This is a genomic window from Cytobacillus oceanisediminis, from assembly GCF_022811925.1.
GTDB lineage: Bacteria > Bacillota > Bacilli > Bacillales > Cytobacillaceae > Cytobacillus > Cytobacillus oceanisediminis_D.
Window position 1 is genome coordinate 302560 of the sequence record NZ_CP065511.1, and the last position, 21903, is coordinate 324462.

General features: G+C 43.7%; 19 protein-coding genes and 2 tRNA genes. 19 read left to right on the forward strand and 2 right to left on the reverse strand.

The annotated features are described in order from the left end of the window. Nucleotides 1–225 precede the first annotated feature (225 nt). From ispE to IRB79_RS01600, 18 genes are all read left to right on the forward strand, one after another. Nucleotides 226–1095: a 4-(cytidine 5'-diphospho)-2-C-methyl-D-erythritol kinase gene (gene ispE / locus IRB79_RS01515; protein WP_243509149.1), complete on the forward strand. Its 870-nt coding sequence runs from the start codon at nucleotides 226–228 to the stop codon at nucleotides 1093–1095. Nucleotides 1096–1154: 59 nt separating this feature from the next. Beyond that, nucleotides 1155–1973 carry a pur operon repressor gene (gene purR, locus IRB79_RS01520; RefSeq protein WP_009336664.1) on the forward strand — a complete coding sequence of 273 codons (819 nt, stop codon included), beginning with the start codon at nucleotides 1155–1157 and terminating at the stop codon, nucleotides 1971–1973. 24 nt (nucleotides 1974–1997) lie between these two features. After that, entirely contained in the window at nucleotides 1998–2375 is a 378-nt protein-coding gene (ridA, locus tag IRB79_RS01525) for a 2-iminobutanoate/2-iminopropanoate deaminase (RefSeq protein WP_243506451.1), read from the forward strand. A gap of 182 nt (nucleotides 2376–2557) precedes the next feature. After that, nucleotides 2558–2848: a septation regulator SpoVG gene (gene spoVG, locus IRB79_RS01530; RefSeq protein ID WP_009336662.1), complete on the forward strand. Its 291-nt coding sequence runs from the start codon at nucleotides 2558–2560 to the stop codon at nucleotides 2846–2848. A gap of 272 nt (nucleotides 2849–3120) precedes the next feature. Then, entirely contained in the window at nucleotides 3121–4494 is a 1374-nt protein-coding gene (gene glmU / locus IRB79_RS01535; protein ID WP_243506452.1) for a bifunctional UDP-N-acetylglucosamine diphosphorylase/glucosamine-1-phosphate N-acetyltransferase GlmU, read from the forward strand. Between the two features lie 44 nt (nucleotides 4495–4538). Then, nucleotides 4539–5495: a ribose-phosphate diphosphokinase gene (locus IRB79_RS01540; protein ID WP_035332965.1), complete on the forward strand. Its 957-nt coding sequence runs from the start codon at nucleotides 4539–4541 to the stop codon at nucleotides 5493–5495. Nucleotides 5496–5659: 164 nt separating this feature from the next. Further along, nucleotides 5660–6310: a 50S ribosomal protein L25/general stress protein Ctc gene (locus IRB79_RS01545; RefSeq protein WP_243506453.1), complete on the forward strand. Its 651-nt coding sequence runs from the start codon at nucleotides 5660–5662 to the stop codon at nucleotides 6308–6310. 244 nt (nucleotides 6311–6554) lie between these two features. Continuing rightward, nucleotides 6555–7115, forward strand: a complete 561-nt coding sequence (gene pth / locus IRB79_RS01550) for an aminoacyl-tRNA hydrolase (RefSeq protein WP_243506454.1) — start codon at nucleotides 6555–6557, stop codon at nucleotides 7113–7115. A 129-nt stretch (nucleotides 7116–7244) separates the two neighbouring features. Beyond that, on the forward strand, nucleotides 7245–7475 hold the full coding sequence (locus tag IRB79_RS01555; protein ID WP_243506455.1) for an anti-sigma-F factor Fin: 231 nt from the start codon (nucleotides 7245–7247) through the stop codon (nucleotides 7473–7475). A gap of 416 nt (nucleotides 7476–7891) precedes the next feature. Further along, nucleotides 7892–11431: a transcription-repair coupling factor gene (gene mfd, locus IRB79_RS01560; RefSeq protein WP_243506456.1), complete on the forward strand. Its 3540-nt coding sequence runs from the start codon at nucleotides 7892–7894 to the stop codon at nucleotides 11429–11431. 414 nt (nucleotides 11432–11845) lie between these two features. Further along, nucleotides 11846–12382 carry a stage V sporulation protein T gene (gene spoVT / locus IRB79_RS01565; RefSeq protein WP_009336655.1) on the forward strand — a complete coding sequence of 179 codons (537 nt, stop codon included), beginning with the start codon at nucleotides 11846–11848 and terminating at the stop codon, nucleotides 12380–12382. Between the two features lie 347 nt (nucleotides 12383–12729). Continuing rightward, nucleotides 12730–14337: a putative polysaccharide biosynthesis protein gene (locus IRB79_RS01570; protein WP_243506457.1), complete on the forward strand. Its 1608-nt coding sequence runs from the start codon at nucleotides 12730–12732 to the stop codon at nucleotides 14335–14337. Between the two features lie 8 nt (nucleotides 14338–14345). Beyond that, a complete protein-coding gene (mazG, locus tag IRB79_RS01575) occupies nucleotides 14346–15800 on the forward strand; it encodes a bifunctional methyltransferase/pyrophosphohydrolase YabN (RefSeq protein ID WP_243506458.1) in 1455 nt (484 codons plus the stop codon). A gap of 17 nt (nucleotides 15801–15817) precedes the next feature. Continuing rightward, nucleotides 15818–16075 (forward strand): RNA-binding S4 domain-containing protein, encoded by a 258-nt coding sequence (locus tag IRB79_RS01580; protein WP_113885333.1) that lies wholly within the window; start codon nucleotides 15818–15820, stop codon nucleotides 16073–16075. A gap of 259 nt (nucleotides 16076–16334) precedes the next feature. Then, a complete protein-coding gene (gene yabP, locus IRB79_RS01585; RefSeq protein WP_009336651.1) occupies nucleotides 16335–16637 on the forward strand; it encodes a sporulation protein YabP in 303 nt (100 codons plus the stop codon). Continuing rightward, entirely contained in the window at nucleotides 16634–17266 is a 633-nt protein-coding gene (gene yabQ / locus IRB79_RS01590; protein ID WP_243506459.1) for a spore cortex biosynthesis protein YabQ, read from the forward strand. Before yabP ends, yabQ begins: the two co-directional genes overlap by 4 nt. 15 nt (nucleotides 17267–17281) lie before the next feature. Then, complete coding sequence (locus tag IRB79_RS01595; protein ID WP_113885331.1) at nucleotides 17282–17692, forward strand: FtsB family cell division protein; 411 nt, start codon at nucleotides 17282–17284, stop codon at nucleotides 17690–17692. Nucleotides 17693–17775: 83 nt separating this feature from the next. After that, nucleotides 17776–18231, forward strand: a complete 456-nt coding sequence (locus IRB79_RS01600) for a S1 domain-containing RNA-binding protein (protein ID WP_009336648.1) — start codon at nucleotides 17776–17778, stop codon at nucleotides 18229–18231. A 363-nt stretch (nucleotides 18232–18594) separates the two neighbouring features. On the opposite strand, the gene IRB79_RS01605 is transcribed toward IRB79_RS01600, so the two are convergent. Both IRB79_RS01605 and IRB79_RS01610 read right to left on the reverse strand, forming a co-directional pair. After that, nucleotides 18595–18666 (reverse strand) — tRNA-Glu (locus IRB79_RS01605). Nucleotides 18667–18813: 147 nt separating this feature from the next. Beyond that, nucleotides 18814–18887, reverse strand: a tRNA-Met gene (locus IRB79_RS01610). Between the two features lie 356 nt (nucleotides 18888–19243). On the opposite strand from IRB79_RS01610, the gene spoIIE reads away from it, so the two are divergent. Continuing rightward, nucleotides 19244–21724 (forward strand): stage II sporulation protein E, encoded by a 2481-nt coding sequence (gene spoIIE / locus IRB79_RS01615; protein ID WP_243506460.1) that lies wholly within the window; start codon nucleotides 19244–19246, stop codon nucleotides 21722–21724. Nucleotides 21725–21903: the final 179 nt, after the last annotated feature.

Genomic DNA, 21903 nt, shown 5'->3' on the forward strand with positions numbered 1-21903 from the left:
TATTCCAAGCCACCTGAGCTTTTATGTTTATTTTGTGGTAAAATAGGACAAAAAATGGAGACGCTCTAGAAGAAAAGCACAATGCTGCCGCTTATTTCCGGTTAAAATAAAGTCAATACTGAATGATGGTATGGCTTTCCCTTCAGAATGAGCCGACAGGCCAAAGTGCTTCGCTTGTGGAGCTGGACAGGAGTCCGATTTATAGGAAAGAAGTAGGTGGAAATGTTGAAGGTCATGGTTAAGGCGCCTGCTAAGATCAATTTGTCATTAGATGTTTTGCATAAACGGAAAGATGGCTATCATGAAGTGGAAATGATAATGACAACGATTGATTTGGCAGACCGCCTGGAATTAACACTTTTAGATAAGGACGAGATAAAGATTATCTCTCATAACCGTTTTGTTCCGGATGATCAGCGGAATTTGGCTTATCAGGCTGCACACCTTCTTAAGGAACGGTTTCAAGTGAAAAAAGGTGTGTCCATTACAATAGAAAAAGCGATTCCGGTTGCTGCGGGACTTGCTGGAGGCAGCAGCGATGCAGCGGCAGCTCTAAGAGGTCTTAACAAGCTGTGGGATTTGGGGCTTTCATTGAATGAGCTTGCCGAAATCGGTACGGAAATCGGTTCAGATGTTTCTTTTTGTGTATACGGAGGAACTGCATTAGCTACAGGAAGAGGAGAAAAGATTCAGGAGCTTCCTGCTCCTCCAACCTGCTGGGTCATACTGGCTAAGCCGTTCATCGGCGTATCGACTGCTGATGTTTATAGAAGACTGGATGTAGAGCAGGTACAGCATCCGAATACTGCAGGAATGATCGAAGCGATAAATGCGGGCAGCTATGATGATGTCTGCCGGAACATGGGGAATGTTCTGGAGGATGTAACACTAAATATGCACCCCGAGGTGCTGCAAATAAAAGACCAGATGAAACGATTTGGTGCGGATGCTGTTCTGATGAGCGGCAGCGGACCGACCGTCTTTGGGCTTGTGCATCATGATTCAAGAATGCATCGGATTTATAATGGCCTTAGAGGGTTTTGCGACCAGGTTTTTGCGGTCAGAATGCTCGGAGAAAGACATAAGCTTGATTAAATCCGTATATTAATGGTATATTATCGTTAAAATATTCGGATTTAAATGGGGGTTCCACAATGAAATTTCGCAGAAGCGAACGGTTGATAGATATGACCAATTATTTATTGAACCATCCGCGTCAGCTGGTATCCTTAACTTTCTTTTCAGAAAGGTATGGTTCTGCCAAGTCTTCGATCAGTGAAGATCTCACAATCATCAAAGAAACATTTGAGCAAAGAGGAATAGGCACGCTGCAAACAGTTTCCGGAGCAGCAGGCGGCGTAAAGTTTCATGTTAAAGTAACCGATGATGAAGCCCGGCCATTTGTAGATGAGCTCTGCAGCTTAATTGCCAGTCCGGAAAGGCTTCTTCCCGGCGGCTATCTTTATATGACAGACATTCTTGGAGATCCTTTAATTGTACAGCGTGCAGGAAGGCTTTTTGCCTCAGCCTTTGCAGATAAGCCTGTTGATGTGGTCATGACGGTAGCTACAAAAGGGATTCCGCTTGCTTATGCTGCCGCTAATTATCTCAATGTGCCTGTTGTCATCGTAAGACGGGACAGCAAGGTGACAGAAGGATCCACGGTAAGCATTAACTATGTGTCAGGTTCCGCCAAAAGGATTCAGACCATGGTTCTTTCAAAAAGAAGCCTGGCAGAGGGATCTAATGTCTTAATCATTGACGATTTTATGAAAGCTGGGGGAACGGTTAATGGCATGGTCAGCATGCTGGAAGAATTCAAAGCAAACCTCGCTGGCATTGCTGTCCTGGTCGAGGCAGAAAAAGCAGAAGAACGGCTGGTTGATGAGTACCTTTCTCTTGTGCGTCTATCCGATGTTGACGTGAGGGAAAAGAAAATCAATGTAAGTGAAGGCAACTATTTTAAAAAATAATCATATTTTTTAGGGGGAGAATTCATGAAAGTCATTCAAACGAATCACGCGCCTGCAGCAATTGGGCCATATTCTCAGGGGATTACTGTAAATAACCTATTCTATAGCTCAGGGCAAATTCCGCTTACGGCAGAAGGCGTTATGGTTGATGGTGATGTAAAAGAACAGACGCATCAGGTATTTAAAAACCTTCAGGCAGTGCTTGAAGAAGCGGGCGCGTCATTAGATACCGTGGTGAAGGCAACGGTATTTATCAAGGACATGAACGAGTTTGCAGCCATCAATGAAGTGTATGGGGAATATTTCAGCACACACAAGCCTGCGCGCTCCTGTGTAGAAGTGGCACGCCTGCCAAAGGATGCATTGGTAGAAATTGAAGTAGTGGCCCTCGTAAATAAATAACCGCGTTTATTTCGCTCGTTCGTGTGAACGGGCGTTTTTTATTACAGAAAAGTGCTTTAGCAGTCAATGTTTTACTTTGAACAAAATATTCAAAAAATATTTTCTATCTAAGAAGGAGATTCAGGAAATATGTTGAATTTATACAATTAGGATTATATCTTCTCGAAAAGGTGGTGAACAGAATGGAAGTGACAGACGTAAGATTACGCCGCGTTAACACGGATGGACGAATGAGGGCAATCGCATCTATTACGCTGGATCATGAATTTGTTGTTCATGATATTCGTGTGATCGATGGGAATAATGGCTTATTTGTAGCTATGCCGAGCAAACGTACTCCGGATGGGGAGTTTAGAGATATCGCGCACCCAATCAATTCAGGAACGCGCGGTAAAATCCAGGAGGCTGTATTAGCCGAGTACCACCGTTTAGGTGAATTAGAAGTGGAATTTGAAGAAGCCGGTGCTTCCTAAGAAAATATATCAACAAGGGCCTACTACATAAGTAAGGCTCTTTTTTATTTTAACTGTGAAAAATTCAAGCTCTGAGACCCCTGTTACTGGCGGTGCTTAGGGCTTTTTTCTTTCTTGTTCATTACCCCTTCTGTAAAAATATTAAACCATTTCTTCAGAAAATACCGTTAATGGTAATGACAAATATATGTACTTTGTCATCATTTCTTGAAATAAGAGCCCATTTAAGATATATTCGTTATGGATAAAAAGGTTAAATTGGAGGCCTGTAAATGTCTAAACGATACGCGGTCATTTTAGCCGCAGGCCAGGGGACAAGAATGAAGTCAAAGCTTTACAAAGTCCTTCACCCTGTTTGCGGCAAACCGATGGTTCAACATGTTGTTGATCAAGTTACAAAGCTTAACATAAAAGAAATTGTCACCATTACTGGACATGGAGCGGAAATGGTGGAGCAGCAGCTTGGCTCAAGCAGCAAATATGCTCTTCAGGAGGAGCAGCTTGGCACCGCTCATGCCGTTATGCAGGCTCGCGATATGCTTGAAGGCAAAGAGGGCGTGACGCTCGTAGTCTGCGGAGATACACCGCTCATCAAACATGAAACAATGGAAGCGCTTTTCAAGCATCATGAAGAGCTATCTGCCAAAGCGACTATTTTAACAGCCCATGCGGAAAACCCATTCGGATATGGACGTGTGATCCGAAATGACATGGGGATGGTTGAAAAAATCGTTGAACAGAAAGATGCTTCCGAGGAAGAACGGAAGATAAAAGAAATCAATACTGGAACCTATTGCTTTGATAATAAGGCCCTGTTTGAAGCCTTAAACAAAGTTACAAATGATAATGTGCAGGGCGAATATTACCTTCCGGATGTGATTGAGATTCTGAAAAATGAAGGGGAAGTCGTTACAGCTTACCAAACGGCTGATTTTGGTGAAACCCTGGGTGTCAATGACCGGGTAGCCTTATCGCAGGCAGAATCCTTCATGAAACAGAGGATTAATGAAGAACATATGCGTAATGGTGTTACCATTATCGATCCGTCCAACACATATATTGGAGCGGATGTGAAAATTGGCTCTGATACAGTTCTTTACCCTGGAACAATCATTTCCGGCAATACAGTCATCGGTTCCGAATGTGTTATCGGACCTCATACAGAGATTTCTGATTGCCATATTGGGGAAGGCACAGTGATCCGCCAGTCTGCGGCACATGACAGCCATATTGGTTCACAAGTGAATATTGGGCCGTTTGCTCACATTCGTCCGCAATCAGATATTCATGATGAAGTGAAAATCGGCAACTTTGTAGAAGTGAAGAAATCTGTTTTCGGAAAAGGAAGCAAAGCCTCTCACCTGAGCTATATTGGCGATGCAGAAGTAGGCAAGGATGTTAACCTGGGCTGCGGCTCAATCACAGTCAATTATGACGGCAAAAATAAGTACCTGACCAAAATCGAAGATGGTGTATTCGTTGGATGCAACTCCAATCTCGTTGCACCGGTAACGATCGGAGAAGGTGCATATGTGGCAGCAGGATCGACGATTACAGAAGATGTGCCGGGAGAAGCCCTATCCATTGCCCGTGCACGCCAGGTGAACAAGGAAAACTACACGCAAAAATTAAACATTAAGAAATAAACCGAACTTTCTATATGTAAGAAATAAATCGATGGAGGCCCAAAATGTCAAACCAGTATTTAGATCCAAACTTAAAGGTGTTCAGTTTAAATTCAAACCGCAAGCTAGCTGCAGAAATCGCCAATGTGATTGGTGTGGAGCTTGGTAAATGTTCCGTAACGCGCTTCAGCGACGGCGAAATCCAAATTAACATTGAAGAAAGCATCCGCGGATGCGATGTATATGTGATCCAGTCAACTAGCTCTCCTGTCAATGAGCATTTAATGGAGCTTTTGATCATGATCGATGCTCTTAAGCGTGCATCTGCCAAGACCATCAACATCGTAATGCCTTATTATGGCTATGCCCGCCAGGACCGCAAAGCAAGAGCGCGTGAGCCGATTACAGCTAAGCTTGCAGCAAACCTTTTGGAAACTGCTGGTGCAACCCGTGTGATTACACTTGACCTGCATGCGCCGCAAATTCAAGGATTCTTCGATATTCCGATCGATCATTTAATGGGTGTGCCAATCCTTTCTGATTACTTTAAGAACAAAATGATGGATGGCGACATCGTAATCGTGTCTCCAGACCACGGCGGTGTAACACGTGCACGTAAAATGGCTGACCGCTTAAAAGCGCCGATTGCCATCATTGACAAGCGCCGTCCAAGGCCAAATGTCGCTGAAGTCATGAACATTGTAGGTAACATCGATGGAAAAACTGCCATCTTAATCGACGATATCATTGATACTGCCGGAACCATTACATTAGCAGCAAATGCCCTGATTGAAAACGGTGCATCAGAAGTCTATGCATGCTGTACGCACCCGGTTTTATCTGGACCTGCCATCGAACGAATTGAAAACTCAACAATCAAAGAATTGGTTGTGACAAACTCAATCACTCTTCCAGAAGAGAAGAAAACAGACAAGATTGTCGAACTTTCCGTAGCACCGCTAATCGGTGAAGCGATCATCCGAGTTCATGAAGAGCAATCTGTCAGCACTCTTTTTGATTGATCGGTAATTAAATAACTTATCCAGGCTTGCTGTAAAGCAAGCCTGGTCTGCGTTTTTTCTGAATAATAATAAACCTGAAAAAACAAAAACGTTTAGACTTCCTCATTTTAGGGCATTTTTTTATATAGACAAGAATTTTTCTAAATGAGGAAGGGGACGTATTTATGACAGCTGTATTGCAAGCAAAAGAAAGAAAAGGTTCACGCAACTCTAATTTAACCTCACTGCGCAGAGAAGGAAATATTCCGGCAGTCGTGTATGGTTCAAAGCTGCAGAGCAAATCCATCTATTTAAGCGAGGCGGATTTTCTTAAAACAATAAAAGAAGTAGGCAGAAACGGCGTGTTTTCATTAGATGTGGATGGCAGCAAACATGAAGTGGTGCTTGGTGACTACCAATCCAATCCGATTAAAAATGAAATTGTCCATGCCGATTTTCTTGCGGTGGATATGAATAAGGAAATGACTGCAGATGTACGCGTCATCTTGACTGGAGATGCAGCAGGAGTAAAAGATGGAGGCGTTATGCAGCAATCCATGCATGAAGTCTCTGTCACAGCGACACCGAATAATATTCCATCTTCTGTTGAAGTGGATGTAACGAATCTGCAGGTGAATGAGACCTTAACAGTCGCTGATATCAAGGCCGATCGAGGCTATGAAATCAATAATGAAGATGACGAGGTTATCGCTTCCATCCTTCCTCCAAGACAGGAAGAAGAAATCAACAGCGGTGAAGAACAGGAAGCAGGCACACCTGAAAATGAAGAAGGCAGAGAAACAACAGCAGATGAAGATAAAACAGGTGAAGAATAAGCTCGAGGGAAGCTATTCTTGCAGGGGCTTGGCAATTATGTCCAGCCCCTGTTTGCTTGGTATTAGAATAAGAAAGCAGTGTAAATGGGGGATTCAATGAGTCTGAACCCGGTACACCTTCCGACAGAAACTTCTTATCGAACAACACACTTTCTACTATAATGAAAAAGAGAATGAAAAAAGTTCAGAGCGCGCGTCTGGTTAATTACTAGACGTCTGCGCTTTTCGAATATGGGGTGAGAAAATGAAATTAATTGTAGGGTTGGGGAATCCCGGCAAGCAATATGATAAGACGAGGCACAATATTGGCTTTGATGTAATTGATGTTTTATCGGACCGGCTGAATATTCCTTTGAATCAGGCCAAGCTGAAGGGAGTATTTGGAACAGGCTATGTGAACGGAGAGAAAGTATTTCTGCTTAAACCTCTTACATATATGAATTTATCCGGAGAGTCCATTCGGGCTGTTATGGATTATTTCGAGATTAATGATGATGAATTTGTGGTCATTTATGATGATCTGGATCTTCCTGTAGGCAAGATACGGCTCCGCCAGAAAGGGAGCGCAGGAGGCCATAATGGGATCAAATCTACAATCGCGCATCTGGGAACACAGGAATTTAACAGAATACGAGTTGGCATCGACCGTCCGCCGAGCGGCATGAAGGTGCCGGACTATGTGCTGAGCCGCTTTACTAAAGAAGAACAGGCCATTATGGACGAAACGGCTAAAAAGTGCGCAGATGCCTGTGAGGAATGGTTCAGAAAACCATTTTTACAGGTAATGAACGATTTTAATCAATAATCTTCATATTTTATCAATCTTATCATAGTATAATGTATCTCTTATTGCCGGCAGCTGCGGGATGCATGAATAAGTTCCCTGCCCGAAGTCCATACTAGAATTATGGACAGTTTAACGGGAGGGACAGGCATGGCTATTCACTATCATTGCCGTCATTGCGGAACAAAGATTGGTTCTATAGAGAACAGCTCTGTTTATTCAGAGCAGCTTGGCTTCCATAAGCTTAACGATCAGGAACGCCAGGAAATGATTTCCTATGATCAAACAGGAGATATGCATGTGAAAGCAATCTGTGAGGATTGCCAGGAATCACTGGAACGCAATCCGGATTATCATCAGCAGGACTTCATTATTCATTAACAAGCTTTGGAGACGATCCAAAGCATTTTTCTATTTCTATTTTGAGGCAATCATTGTTTTTGATAGAAACCGTTCTATAGATTCTTGTTGCATCCATATTTAATTTAGTAAGATTAATGATAGTTAAAATGAATTTTGCAGACTGTCAGTTATCTGGCTCGATGGGCCTGGAATGGCATCTGCTTTTTGGCGGTTGAACTGCCTGAGCGCCATGTGCGCTTTTTAAGATAAAAATCCTTGTAACTTTGAACCTATTTAGCTCCAGCGCCAGTCCCCTTGAGGTGTCGAGGCGCTTGCGCTTTTAAAAGATAAAGGGAAACTTTGAACGTTGAGAACTGTCTAGCTCCAGCGCCTATCCTCTCGAGAAGTCGGGAGTGGCCAGGGCGCTTGCGCTTTTCGTATTAGGAGGGGCTTTCATGTTAGGTCTTAAAGAGATTATTAGCCGGCAGGATGATGTAAGTTCCATCTTGTCTGGCATAGAGGAAGGACTAAGGGAGCAGATGCTTGCCGGATTATCAGGATCGGCACGCACCTTGTTTTTGTCTTCCATATATGAGCAATCGGGAAGGCCGATGCTTGTTGTAACACACAACCTTCTGCAGGCACAGAAGCTATATGATGATATCGTCAATCTGGCAGGAGAAGCGGAAGTGTTTTTGTATCCTGCAAATGAATTGATTGCAGCGGAAATTGGGATTGCAAGCCCGGAGTTAAAAGCCCAGCGGATTGAGGCTTTAAATTATTGGAGCAAACATAAGACGGGAATCATGATTGTCCCAATGGCCGGGTTAAGAAAGATTCTCCCGCCTCCAGGCCACTGGAAGAAATACCAGCTGTCTTTAAAAATTGGCGATGAATTGACTGATGATCAATTAAAAAGATTTGTCCAGATGGGCTATGTCCGTTCTGAAATGGTTTCTTCGCCGGGAGAATTCAGTGTCAGGGGAGGAATCATTGATATCTATCCATTGACTGAGGCTGATCCGGTTAGGATTGAGCTATTTGATACAGAAGTTGATTCGATCCGGACTTTTTCTTTGGAGGACCAGAGATCAAAAGAAAAATTAAACGAGATTTCGATTGGGCCAGCAACCGAAATCCCTCTTGATTCAGAGCACTTCCAGACAATAATTGAAAAACTGGAAAAAGGTTTGGGATCAAGCCTGAAAAAACTGAAAGACGATAAAGCGAAAACACAGCTGGCCCAGAATGTTGGCTATGAATTAGAACAGCTGCGAATGGGAAACAAGCCTGAACAGCTTTTCAAATACCTATCGTTTGCCTTTGAGGAAGGAAGTAGTTTAGTAGACTATCTCCCTGCCAATGGCTTAATTTTCATTGACGAAATCAGCCGTGTTCAGGAAATGAACGACTCCCTTGATAAGGAAGAGGCCGAGTGGTATACAAGTCTTTTAGGTGAGGGCCAGATTATACATGATGTGAAGGTTTCCCACACCTTAAAAGAGTTTCTGCACCGTTCAAAGCATCCGATTACGTATATGTCGCTGTTCCTGAGACATGTACCGAATACAAATCCGCAAAACATCATTAATGTTACCTGCAAACAGATGCAGAATTTCCATGGACAAATGCATGTGCTGAAAAGCGAGCTGGACAGATGGAAAAAAGGCAGATATTCGGTCGTATTCCTGGGTCCAGACGAAGAGCGGATCAAAAAGCTGCAAAGAGTGCTTGAGGACTATGAGATTGAAGCGGCATTTGTGAATGAGGATGATAAGATTTTAACAGGGAAAATCCAAATTACAGAGGGTAGTCTGCAGACCGGCTTTGAGCTTCCAAGCCAAAAGCTGGCAGTTATTACGGAAGAAGAGCTTTTTAATAAACGCACAAAAAAGAAAGCCCGCAGGCAAAAGCTTTCGAATGCAGAAAGGATTAAAAGCTATTCCGAACTGAAGGTTGGAGACTATGTCGTTCATGTTAATCACGGGATCGGAAAATATTTGGGGATTGAAACTCTTGAGATTAACGGGGTCCACAAAGATTATCTCCATATCCGCTACCAGGGCAGCGACAAGCTGTATGTGCCAGTGGAACAGATTGATCTTGTCCAGAAATATGTCGGCTCCGAAGCAAAAGAGCCAAAAATTTATAAGCTGGGCGGAAACGACTGGAAGCGGGTTAAGAAGAAGGTTCAATCCTCTGTTCAGGATATTGCGGATGATCTGATCAAGCTATATGCAGAGCGCGAGGCATCAAAAGGCTATGCCTTCAGTCCGGATGGGGATATGCAAAGAGAGTTTGAAGCGGCCTTCCCTTACCAGGAAACAGAGGACCAGATCCGCTCCATCCATGAAATTAAGAAAGATATGGAGAGGGAGCGCCCGATGGACCGCTTATTATGCGGAGATGTGGGCTATGGGAAGACAGAAGTAGCCATCCGTGCCGCGTTTAAGGCGATTGCGGATGGAAAACAGGTTGCCATCCTCGTTCCGACGACCATCCTGGCTCAGCAGCACTTTGAAACAATGAGAGAACGATTCCAGGATTATCCGATCGAAATTGGGCTTTTAAGCCGATTTAGAACAAAAAAGCAGCAGACCGAAACCCTTAAAGGCTTAAAGGCAGGGACTATTGATGTAGTTGTTGGCACACACCGGATTTTATCAAAGGATATTCAGTATAGAGATTTAGGCCTGCTCATTATTGATGAAGAGCAGCGCTTTGGGGTAACACATAAAGAAAAGATCAAGCAGCTTAAGACAAATGTGGATGTCCTTACCCTGACAGCAACGCCAATCCCGAGAACCCTTCATATGTCAATGCTTGGCGTCAGGGACCTATCGGTCATAGAGACACCGCCTGAGAACCGATTCCCGGTCCAGACTTATGTGATGGAGTATAATGGTGCATTGGTTCGTGAAGCAATTGAAAGGGAACTGGCGAGGGATGGACAGGTCTATTTTCTATATAACCGGGTGGAGGATATAGAACGAAAAGCCGAGGAAATATCCATGCTAGTTCCAGATGCAAGGGTAACATATGCCCATGGGAAAATGACGGAAAATGAGTTAGAATCTGTTATGTTAAGCTTCCTGGAAGGCGAGTCCGATGTTCTCGTCAGCACAACGATCATTGAAACAGGCGTAGATATTCCAAATGTCAACACGCTGATTGTCCATGATGCAGACAAAATGGGTCTGTCCCAGCTTTATCAGCTTAGGGGCCGGGTTGGCCGTTCCAACCGGGTTGCCTACGCGTATTTCACGTATCGAAAAGATAAAGTATTAACGGAAGTAGCTGAAAAGCGGCTTCAGGCCATAAAGGAATTTACGGAGCTCGGTTCAGGTTTCAAAATTGCCATGCGGGATTTATCAATCAGAGGCGCCGGCAATCTGCTTGGAGCCGAACAGCATGGATTTATCGACTCTGTCGGTTTTGATCTGTATTCGCAAATGCTTAAAGAAGCGATTGAAGAACGGAAAGATAAGCTGGATGGTGTCGAGGAAAAACCGGCTAAAATTGAGATTGATCTGGATGTTGATGCCTATATTCCTGATTTCTACTTGTCTGATGGCCATCAGAAAATAGAAATGTATAAGCGCTTCCGCGGCATTTCTTCGCTGGAAGATGTGGAAGAGCTCCAAGATGAGATGATCGACCGTTTTGGCGAGTATCCGGATGAGGTGGGGTATTTATTTCAGATTGCCGAAATGAAGGCTTACGGTGAACTTGCCGGAGTCGAGACAGTTAAGCAATCCAAACAGGAAGTGCTGATTCTTTTATCGGAAAAGGCCAGCGAACATATAGATGGCCAGAAGATTTTCCAGATCACCAGCAAATACGGCAGAATGATCGGCCTGGGCATGGAAGGAAAGAAACTGAAAGCTGTCCTCCATATTAAAAGCGTCAAAACAAATGAATGGCTCAGCATTGCATATGAAGTGATCAAAGGAATGCAGGAAGCTAAAAAAGAACAAGAACATCCAACTGCGTAAATTTATGGAAATACCACTGTCAATAAAATGAAACAATAGAAATGTTTATCTCTTTCTGACGAGGGTAATTTTAAGTTGAAGGATCATTTGGAATGTTTATCCGATTTTGGAATGAATAACATCTATGAGAAAAAGTTTTTGTGCACGTATATAACTTTCCATATGAAAGATACTAAGTTCAAACATGGCGATGCATTCATTTTCTCCCAATTATGGATCATAGCCAAAAGAGGAAAGAGTAAGTGCTGTGCTGGAGAGAGAGTTGTCTAGCTCCAGCGCCTAGCCCCTCGAGTCATAAGCCAAATCACTCCAGAAATCGGGATTTCCTGCGTGATTCGTCTTATGCTTGTCAGGGCTGAGCAAGGCGCTTCCGCTTTTCTATTAAATCATCAGATGAAAGTGAGGCAACGTTGGATGAAAGCAACAGGTATAGTTCGTCGAATCGATGATTTGGGTCGTGTAGTCATTCCTAAAGAAATCCGCAGAACACTGCGTATTCGTGAGGGGGACCCGCTGGAGATTTTCGTAGATCGTGATGGAGAAGTCATCTTAAAGAAATATTCACCAATCAGTGAACTGAGCGATTTTGCAAAAGAATATGCAGAAGCATTATATGACAGCCTGGGAAATCCAGTGTTAATCTGTGACAGAGATACTTACATTGCTGTTGCAGGAGGTTCTAAAAAGGATTACTTAAACAAAAACATAAGCGATCTTGTTGAAAAAACAATGGAAGAGCGCAGTTCAGTCCTTGTTAACCAGTCAGGCGACATCTCGCTTGTTGACGGGAACACAGAATCTTCCTCCGCTTATACAATTGGCCCAATCATTGCAAACGGCGACCCAATTGGAGCAGTTATCATTTTTGCAAAAGAAGATTCACTGGGCGACGTAGAACAAAAAGCAGTTGAAACGGCAGCAGGCTTCCTGGCCAGACAAATGGAATCATAAAAATGGATACTTAATGAAAGGGGTAGCGGAATGCTGCCTTTTTTCTTTGGGCTGGGAGGTGCCGCGCGTAAACTGGGTTGAAGTGCGCGTAAAAGTCCTAGATCAGCGCGTAAACGAAAAATTAACGCGCGAAGACAAAGATTTCCCGCCCACAAGGTTAGGGAGCGCGCACAACCCAAGGATATCCGCGCACAAAAATACGAAAGGCGCGTACCCAAAAAACAACGCGCGCAATCCCGGTAAATCCGCGCACAAACAAAAATATCCGCACCAAACCCAAGCGTTCCCGCGCATATGGCCTCAATATGCTATAATACTGTCGAATTCAATTGGAAGGAGATGGGCAATTGAAGCCCGTTCAGACATCTGGCGATTTGTTTAAGGGTGCGTTTATCCTAACGATTGCTGCCCTGATTACAAAAATTTTAAGTGCTATTTACCGGGTCCCCTTTCAAAATATCGTCGGGGATGTAGGGTTTTATATATATCAGCAGGTTTATCCGTTCTATGGAATCATTATCGTGTTATCTACATATGGATTTCCTGTCATAATTTCTAAGCTCTATGCCGAGCATGCCGCTCTAAAGAAAGAGAAGGATATTCAGAACTTATTTGCCGTTGCTGCCTTTGTTCTTTCCATAATAGGTTTTATCGGGTTTTCCATTCTGTATTGGGGTTCGGACTGGCTGGCTGTCAGGATGGGCGATCCGCAGCTGGCGATTTTACTCAGAGTGGTGGCGGCCGTGTTTCTTCTTTTTCCGATTCTGTCCCTTTTCCGGGGATATTTTCAAGGCAAAGGAGACATGGTTCCAACCGCAGTTTCCCAGGTAGGTGAACAGCTTTGCAGAGTTATTACCATCCTGATTGCCGCTTATTTGCTTGTTAAGGGAGGAAATTCTCTTTACATGGTGGGAGGCGGGGCACTGTTTGGGGCCATAACCGGCGGACTTATTGCCATCCTGATTTTAATCACCTTCTTTTATATAAAAGAAAGAAAAAACCTGCCGTCCGCCATTGCCATCGATTTTAAAAAAAGCGGCAAGCTGGCTAAAACAATTATCATACAGGGATTTGCCATCTGCATCAGCAGTCTCGTGCTTATTTTCATTCAGTTGGCAGATTCGTTCAATTTATACTCGCTTCTATTAACGTCCGGAATTGAAGGGGAGGAAGCGAAGGCGCTGAAAGGTGTGTATGACCGCGGACAGCCGATTGTCCAGCTGGGCATTGTTGTGGCAACATCCATGTCCCTGTCGCTGGTGCCGCTCATTTCCAAAGAAAAAATGAGAAATCAGCCTGCATTCCTTCATAATAAAATCAGACTTGCCCTTCAAATCGGCATTCTTGTTGGAGCTGCAGCAACGGTGGGGCTTTGGAATATCATAAAGCCTGCAAATATTATGCTGTTTGAAAACTCGTCAGGATCGGATGTCCTAGCGATTCTTAGTCTGCTGATTTTGCTGAGCAGCCTGATCATCACAATCACAGGCATCCTGCAGGGACTGGGATTTATCTTTTTCCCGGCAGCGGCCATTCTGATGGGATTTGCAGCAAAACTTAGCCTGAACATCCTATTGGTGCCTAATTACGGCACAGCAGGCGCAGCGGCTGCATCGTGCCTGGCCCTTGCTGCCGTCTTAATTCTTCTTATCGTAAAGCTTCGGGTATATTTGAAAATATCATTGCTTTCTCTGCGCTTTTTATTGGTGGCCGGATTTGCTGCTTTAATGATGTCGATTGTTTTGCAGCTGTACCTTCAGGCCACAGCCATGCTGCCAATACCGGAACCGGGCAGAATGTTTGCCGCATTCCAGGCATTAAGCGGCGTAGCGCTTGGAGGCTTTACGTATTTGTATATTGTGTTTAAAGGCAATACTTTTAAAGAGGAAGAGCTTGCTCTGCTTCCGCTTGGAAGCAAACTCATGTTCTTGCTTCCCAAAAAGACTAGGAGATGAATCGCTTTATGAAAAAAATAACCATTCTCGGGCTTGGAGCAGGAGATTTGGATCAGCTTCCTTTTGGCGTATATCGAAAACTTAAACAGGCAGAGGTCTTGTACCTGCGGACAAAGGAGCATCCGGTTCTGCGTGACCTCGAACAAGAAGGACTGCCGTATCAGTCTTTTGATCATATCTACGAAAAACATGAGAAATTTGAAGAAGTGTATGAGGAAATTTGTGAATTTCTCCTGGAAGAAGCCCTTGCGAAAGAAATTACATATGGAGTTCCAGGCCATCCGCTGGTTGCGGAACGTACGGTGCAGCTTCTCATAGAGCGTGCCCCGCAGAGAGGCATTGAGATTATGATCGGAGGAGGACAAAGCTTCCTTGATCCTCTATTTCAGGCTTTGAAAATTGATCCGATTGAAGGGTTTCAGCTGCTGGATGGAACCGATCTAAAACGAGATGAGATCCAGGTGGCCCAGCACGTTATCATTGGACAGGTTTATGATCAGTTTGTTGCAAGCGACGTTAAGCTGACACTAATGGAAAAACTGCCTTACGATTACGAGGTTTATATTGTAACAGCTGCCGGCAGCAAGGAAGAGGTTATTAAAAAAGTGCAGCTGCATGAACTGGATCATAATATGGAGCTGAATAACTTAACTTCTGTATACGTGCCTCCTGTAAAAGATGATGCAGTTCTCTATAAAGATTTTTCAAAACTGCGGAGCATTATTTCGGAACTGCGGGGGCCAAACGGCTGCCCTTGGGATAAAAAGCAAACTCATGAATCATTGAAGAAATATTTAATTGAAGAAGCCTATGAGCTGATTGAAGCGATCGATAATGAAGATAGCGAGCATATGACAGAAGAACTGGGAGATGTCCTTCTCCAGGTGATGCTTCATGCTCAGATCGGCGAGGATGAGGGCTATTTTAGCATCGATGATGTGATCGAGGGCCTTTCGGAAAAAATGGTCCGCCGCCATCCCCATGTCTTTGGGGATGTCCAGGCTGAAGATGAAGAGGATGTGCTGAAGAATTGGCAGAGCATTAAGCAGGAAGAGAAGGGTGAAAAGCAGGAGTCCATGATGGATTCTGTACCGAAATCATTCCCGAACTTAATGAGAGCGGCAGAAATTCAGAAAAAAGCAGCAAAAGTCGGCTTTGACTGGAAGGAAGTTGAGCCTGCCTGGGAGAAGGTAAAAGAAGAGATTGCCGAATTCGAGAAGGAAGCCGTGAACTCCAGCCCCGAGATGGAGGCGGAATTTGGCGATATCCTGTTTGCACTTGTGAATATTGCACGTTTCTATAAAATTGATGCCGAAGAAGCTGCGAGAAAAACCAATGAAAAATTCATTCGCCGTTTTACATATGTGGAAGAACGGGTAATGATGAGCGGCAGAAATTTTGAAGACTTTACGCTTGAACAGCTCGATGAATTCTGGAATGAGGCAAAATCCAAGGGATACTAATAGAGGAGTGGCAATAGATGAGATTAGATAAATTTTTAAAAGTTTCAAGGCTTATAAAAAGAAGAACACTGGCAAAAGAAGTCTCCGATCAGGGAAGGATCTCCATAAATGGACAGCAGGCCAAAGCGAGTTCAACAGTTAAGGTTGGAGACGAGCTTCAGATCCGTTTCGGCCAGAAGCTGGTAACGGTCAAAGTGGAGCGCCTGCAGGAAACGACCCGCAAGGAAGAGGCAGCGGAAATGTACTCGATTGTTAAGGAAGAGAAAGTGGAGTAGCGGCCTGCACCTATGAAGATTGGCCGTTAAACTATCGGTTTTGGCCGATAAAAGAGCGAAATTGGCCGTAAAATTTCCGTTTTAGGCTGATAAAACCTTCATAATGGCCGTTAAATCTTGATTTAGCGGAATTTCGTCAGTATCATAGTTCCAAATTCAGCAGCACCTCCGCTTTTCCTATTGGCTTGTTCTATTTTAATTCCCCTTTTCATAAACATGTACAAAAAGGTTGTACTATGTTGATTGCGGGGGATGAATAATGAGTCAATATTATGAGTCAAGTTCGAACAAAACCAATACTCAGGAACATGATGTCATTATGAGAGGCAGAAGGCTGCTTGATATTACTGGCGTTAAACAGGTCGAAAGCTTTGATAATGAAGAGTTTTTGCTGGAGACGGTGATGGGCTTCCTGGCGATTAGAGGGCAGAATCTGCAGATGAAGAATCTGGATGTGGACAAGGGAATTGTTTCCATCAAAGGGAAGGTATTTGACCTTGTTTATATTGACGATCAGAATGGAGATAAAGCTAAAGGCTTCTTTAGCAAGTTGTTCCGATGACACTGACCACTCAATTTGTGACCATGCTGGCGATGATCGGCATGGGAAGTGTATTTGGGGCTGCCCTTGATACGTATAATCGTTTCCTGCAAAGGACCAAGCGGAAAAGCTGGCTTGTTTTTATTAATGATATTCTTTTTTGGCTCGTACAGGGCCTGGCAATCTTCTATATTTTATTTCTGGTGAATAAAGGCGAATTAAGGTTTTATATTTTCATTGCTTTGCTGTGCGGTTTTGCCGCTTATCAAAGTTTATTTAAGGAAATGTATCTGCGGGTATTGGAGATATCCATCCGGATGGCGATCTCCATATACCGCTTTTTCGTGAAGACCTTTACTTTACTCATCTATAAACCCATCCAGGGTCTTATTATGGCGTTAATTGCGATAGCCGTTATGCTTGGAAAAGGACTTTATTCCCTTTTAAAAGTCATACTTCGAGTCTTTTGGTTCATCTTGAAAGTGGTTTTTCTGCCTGTCAAATGGATTTTGTCACTTTTGTGGAAATTATTGCCGAAAAAGATTAAAAAAACAGTCGAGAAGTTATATAATAAATTGGCAGGATATTTACAGCAGATAAAGAATTATGTTTTAAAATGGATTGCAAAGTGGAAGAAACCTAAAGAGTAAGGAGGGAGTGCGGAAGTGAGTGTCACCAAGAAGAAAAATGTAGCCAAAATGGAAACCAGCTATGTCAAACAGCAGGAAGCAGCAGAGATCAGTGCGGGCCGTAAGAAAAAGCTATTATTTCGCAGATTAGCGGCATTTTTCACACTGGCAGCCGTCGTTTCATTTTTTATGATCTCCACACTCGTTTCGCAGTCTGCTGCTCTGGAAGAAAAAGTGGAAGAGAAAACCCGGCTGGACCAGGAGCTTTCTGACCTGAAGAAAAAGGAAGTCATGCTCGAAGAAGAGATTGTTAAGCTGAATGATGATGAGTATATCGCGAAGCTTGCCCGTAAAGATTACTTCCTATCTGACAATAATGAAATCATTTTTAACCTCCCTGAAGAAGAGACGGAAAAAGAAAAGAAAAAGGAAAAAAAGGCCGATTGACGCTATATTGACACTCTTTTTTTGATTTCTGTATAATATATAGTAAGTTTTGATTTAAATCTTTCAAGGAGGCAATTTTTTTAATGTCAATCGAAGTAGGCAGCAAGTTAAAAGGAAAGGTCACAGGCATTACAAAATTCGGAGCATTTGTGGAGCTGCCGGAAGGCTCAACGGGTCTGGTGCACATAAGTGAAGTCGCTGACAAGTATGTAAAAGATATTAATGAGCACCTCAAAGTGGGTGACATGGTTGAAGTGAAAGTCATTAATGTCGAAAAGGACGGCAAGATTGGATTATCCATCAAAAAGGCAAAAGACCGGCCTGAGCGTTCTGAAAGACCTGAAAGAGGCGACAGAAAAGAATTCAGACCTAATTCAAACTCTGGCCGACCTCGCCATAACAGATCAAACGACCATCGCCCTAAAGAAAACTTTGAAGCCAAAATGGCTCGTTTCCTAAAGGACAGCGAAGATCGTCTGTCATCGCTAAAACGCCATACTGAATCCAAACGTGGAGGAAGAGGCGCTAAACGAGGATAACTTGCTGCTGATCGATCTATATAGCAGAATGGGAAACAAGTCCGATTGGGCTTGTTTTTTTGTGCTGTTTAACGCTGTAAATTCTGCTGGTAGCTTATTAATAGTGAATTCTTGATATAGCGCGAAGTGACCGATATATCGGAAAAGTAACCGATAAATAAGAATGCTGACCGATAAACCGGAAAAGTAACCGATATATTGAAAATCTGGCCGATAAATCTAACAAAGTGACCGATAAACTGGAAAGCAATTAAAAAAGTTTAATCAATTGCTTGGTAACAGCTCATATTAAGTTCTGAAAGAAGAAAAATTCCTCCAAATCCATCAAAAAAACGCCAGCCTAAGGCTGACGCTCTTTTGAAATGACCCGTACGGGATTCGAACCCGTGTTACCGCCGTGAAAGGGCGGTGTCTTAACCGCTTGACCAACGGGCCGTGGAAAATAACATTCTAAGATGTCCAGCTTCAGCGCCTACCCCCTCGAGGTCACAAGCCGCTCCTCCCAAAAAGGTAAAGAACACCTTTCTGTGAGGATCGTGTTGTGCTTGTCGGGGGTGACCAACGCGCTTCCGCATTCTTTGATAGCGGCGGAGGGGATCGAACCCCCGACCTCACGGGTATGAACCTTACGCTCTAGCCAGCTGAGCTACACCGCCATATTTTAATAGATTTATAGATGTGCTCTGAAGTACAAGATTTATAATACAAATTTTTAAAAAGGAAGTCAATAAGATATTTAAAGAAATATGTCGTAAATCTCCCTTGCCTCTTCGTCAATTTCTTCCATGCTTCTCTTTCCGCAGAAAGCCGTCATTCTAAGGGTTTGTTTACTTTTTTTGTCAGAACCAAGCGGAACTTCAGGAAGCCCAATTTTAAATCTTGTTATCTATCCCCATATATAGTGGAAAACCGTCGAACGAAAAGCCGGGGCTTGTCCGCTATTTTGACAAACTTCTGGAGCGCTGGATTTTATAATTGTCAGCAACGATAAAAATATGGGGAGTGTAGTTTAATGGAAAAGGTAGAAAGGAATGTAATGGAGCCGATCGGGGAAGTACCCTTCAACAAACCGAAACTGGATTTTGCCAAAGGCTTAAAAAAACTCCACTCAGGGTTGGAGAATTTCTTTCTGAAAAAAGGCTATGTTCTGCTGATCATTGGCTTTTTGCTTGGAAGAGCCTTGATATTGGCGAAGCTTACCCCATTTAGCCTTCCGTTTTTTGCAGCGGTTTATTTCATACGTAGGGATAAGGCGCCCCTGGCACTAGTGGGATTAATGGCAGGTGCTGCCACATTGTCCATCTCCAATGCTGTATCCGCTTTTGGAATAACCTTCATCTTTTTATTTGCCTTCCGGGTCTCGAAAAAATGGCTGCATAATGAAATCAGGGCACTGCCTTTTTATGTATTCTTCACTCTTTTAGGAGGCAAGCTCCTGGAGGCATTCATTATGAAGGGCCAGCTGACTTTATATGATGGAATGATGGCCGGTGTTGAGTCAGGTCTTGGCTTCATTCTAACGCTGATTTTTCTGCAGGGGCTGCCGCTGCTTTCGATAAATAAACGCAGACAATCATTGAAAACCGAAGAAATCGTCTGCCTGATCATTATGCTGGCTTCTGTCATGACGGGAACAATTGGCTGGACGGTCTATGATCTTTCAGTCGAGCATATTATGTCACGCTATCTTGTCCTTCTCTTTGCCTTTGTGGCAGGAGCAACAGTCGGTTCTACAGTAGGGGTGGTAACCGGCCTGATCTTCTCCCTTGCGAATATATCGAGCTTTTATCATATGAGTCTGCTCGCCTTCGCGGGTCTTTTAGGCGGTCTTTTAAAAGAAGGCAGGAAGTTCGGTGTGGCATTCGGCCTTCTGATTGCGACACTCCTGATGGGCATGTATGGAGAAGGAAGCGGAAACCTCATGAAAACTCTGTCCGAAACAGGCGCAGCGATTCTCTTATTTTTATTAACTCCGCAGGCTTTAACGATGAAATTGGCCAAACACATCCCGGGAACGCCTGAATATGCCGCTGAGCAGCAGCAATATATGAGAAAAATGCGCGATGTGACAGCACAGCGTGTTGCCCAGTTCTCAAGCGTCTTCCAGGCCCTTTCCAAAAGCTTCTCCTCTCATGATGAGCCTTCTGAATGGGAGGAAGACGGTGACAGGGAAGTGGATTATTTTTTAAGCAATGTAACCGAAAAAACATGCCAGACCTGCTTTAAGAAGGATCATTGCTGGTCAAAGAACTTTAATACAACCTATGACTATATGATGGATATTATGCATGATGTGGACAACAATGAAGGTGCTCTTTCTCCAAAGCTTGCGAGGGATTGGGAAAAGTACTGTACAAGATCGAAAAAAGTGACAGAAGCTGTTCAGCAGGAGCTGACATATTTTAAGGCGAACCAAAGGCTGAAGAAGCAGGTTCAGGAAAGCAGAAGGCTGGTAGCTGATCAGCTGATGGGTGTTTCGGAGGTGATGGGTGATTTTGCCAAAGAAATCCAGCGAGAGCGGGAAAATCATCATAAACAGGAAGAACAGATTCTTGAAGCGCTTCAGGAGTTTGGCATTCATATCGAGCAGGTGGAAATCTACAGCCTGGAGCAGGGAAATGTCGATATTGATATGACCATCCCATTTTGCCAGGGGCATGGAGAATGCGAAAAGCTAATTGCACCGATGCTATCTGATATTTTGGGAGAAACGATATTAGTAAATTCAGAGGAATGCGCCGCGTTCCCGAATGGATATTGCCATGTCACATTCCGGTCAGCCAAGGCATTCGTGGTTGAAACAGGCGTTGCACATGCTGCGAAGGACGGCGGTTTAGTATCAGGGGACAGCTATTCCACTATCGAGCTGGGCTGCGGAAAGTATGCGATTGCCATCAGTGATGGAATGGGCAATGGGGAACGGGCTCATGCGGAAAGCCAGGAAACACTTCAGCTCCTGCAGAAAATTCTTCAATCGGGCATTGAAGAGCAGGTTGCCATTAAATCAGTCAATTCCGTTCTTTCTCTAAGGACCACAGACGAAATTTTCTCCACCTTGGATTTGGCCATGATTGATCTGCAGAATGCTGACGCGAAATTTTTGAAAATTGGATCAACTCCAAGCTTTGTTAAGAGAGGCCATAAAGTGATGAAAATTCAGGCCAGCAACCTCCCGATGGGCATCATCCAGGAATTTGATGTAGATGTGGTCAGTGAGCAGCTTAAAGCGGGAGATTTGCTGATCATGATGAGTGATGGCGTTTTTGAAGGGCCGAAGCATGTTGAGAACTTTGATTTGTGGATGAAGCGCAAGGTATCCGAGTTAAAGACGGACGACCCTCAAGAAGTAGCCGATTTAATTATGGAAGAGGTAATCAGGTCACGATCCGGAAATATTGAAGATGATATGACGGTGGTGGTGTCAAAGGTCAAACACAATACTCCTAAATGGACAAGCATCCCTGTACATGCCATCCGCCAAAAGGCCAACTGATTAATTTGCTCATAGTTAAATTACTCAATAAGGTCTCTGAAGTTAGGTAATTGTCCAGCTCCAGCACCTACCCCCTCGAGGTCACAAGCTTGTCTAGTTGCGGCTCTTAGGGACTCGAGACATAAGCCAATCCCTTTCAGAAGGAAAGAACACCTTCTTGCAGGGCTCGTCTTATGCTT

What these genes read in the sequence shown, in the direction of transcription:
- IRB79_RS01540 (WP_035332965.1), top strand. Translation starts at nt 4,539, where the DNA reads ATGTCAAACCAGTATTTAGATCCAAACTTAAAGGTGTTCAGTTTAAAT.
- spoIIE (WP_243506460.1), top strand. Translation starts at nt 19,244, where the DNA reads ATGGAAAAGGTAGAAAGGAATGTAATGGAGCCGATCGGGGAAGTACCC.
- IRB79_RS01600 (WP_009336648.1), top strand. Translation starts at nt 17,776, where the DNA reads ATGTCAATCGAAGTAGGCAGCAAGTTAAAAGGAAAGGTCACAGGCATT.
- pth (WP_243506454.1), top strand. Translation starts at nt 6,555, where the DNA reads ATGAAATTAATTGTAGGGTTGGGGAATCCCGGCAAGCAATATGATAAG.
- yabP (WP_009336651.1), top strand. Translation starts at nt 16,335, where the DNA reads ATGAGTCAATATTATGAGTCAAGTTCGAACAAAACCAATACTCAGGAA.
- glmU (WP_243506452.1), top strand. Translation starts at nt 3,121, where the DNA reads ATGTCTAAACGATACGCGGTCATTTTAGCCGCAGGCCAGGGGACAAGA.
- purR (WP_009336664.1), top strand. Translation starts at nt 1,155, where the DNA reads ATGAAATTTCGCAGAAGCGAACGGTTGATAGATATGACCAATTATTTA.
- ridA (WP_243506451.1), top strand. Translation starts at nt 1,998, where the DNA reads ATGAAAGTCATTCAAACGAATCACGCGCCTGCAGCAATTGGGCCATAT.
- yabQ (WP_243506459.1), top strand. Translation starts at nt 16,634, where the DNA reads ATGACACTGACCACTCAATTTGTGACCATGCTGGCGATGATCGGCATG.
- IRB79_RS01545 (WP_243506453.1), top strand. Translation starts at nt 5,660, where the DNA reads ATGACAGCTGTATTGCAAGCAAAAGAAAGAAAAGGTTCACGCAACTCT.
- spoVG (WP_009336662.1), top strand. Translation starts at nt 2,558, where the DNA reads ATGGAAGTGACAGACGTAAGATTACGCCGCGTTAACACGGATGGACGA.
- mfd (WP_243506456.1), top strand. Translation starts at nt 7,892, where the DNA reads ATGTTAGGTCTTAAAGAGATTATTAGCCGGCAGGATGATGTAAGTTCC.
- spoVT (WP_009336655.1), top strand. Translation starts at nt 11,846, where the DNA reads ATGAAAGCAACAGGTATAGTTCGTCGAATCGATGATTTGGGTCGTGTA.
- mazG (WP_243506458.1), top strand. Translation starts at nt 14,346, where the DNA reads ATGAAAAAAATAACCATTCTCGGGCTTGGAGCAGGAGATTTGGATCAG.
- IRB79_RS01580 (WP_113885333.1), top strand. Translation starts at nt 15,818, where the DNA reads ATGAGATTAGATAAATTTTTAAAAGTTTCAAGGCTTATAAAAAGAAGA.
- IRB79_RS01555 (WP_243506455.1), top strand. Translation starts at nt 7,245, where the DNA reads ATGGCTATTCACTATCATTGCCGTCATTGCGGAACAAAGATTGGTTCT.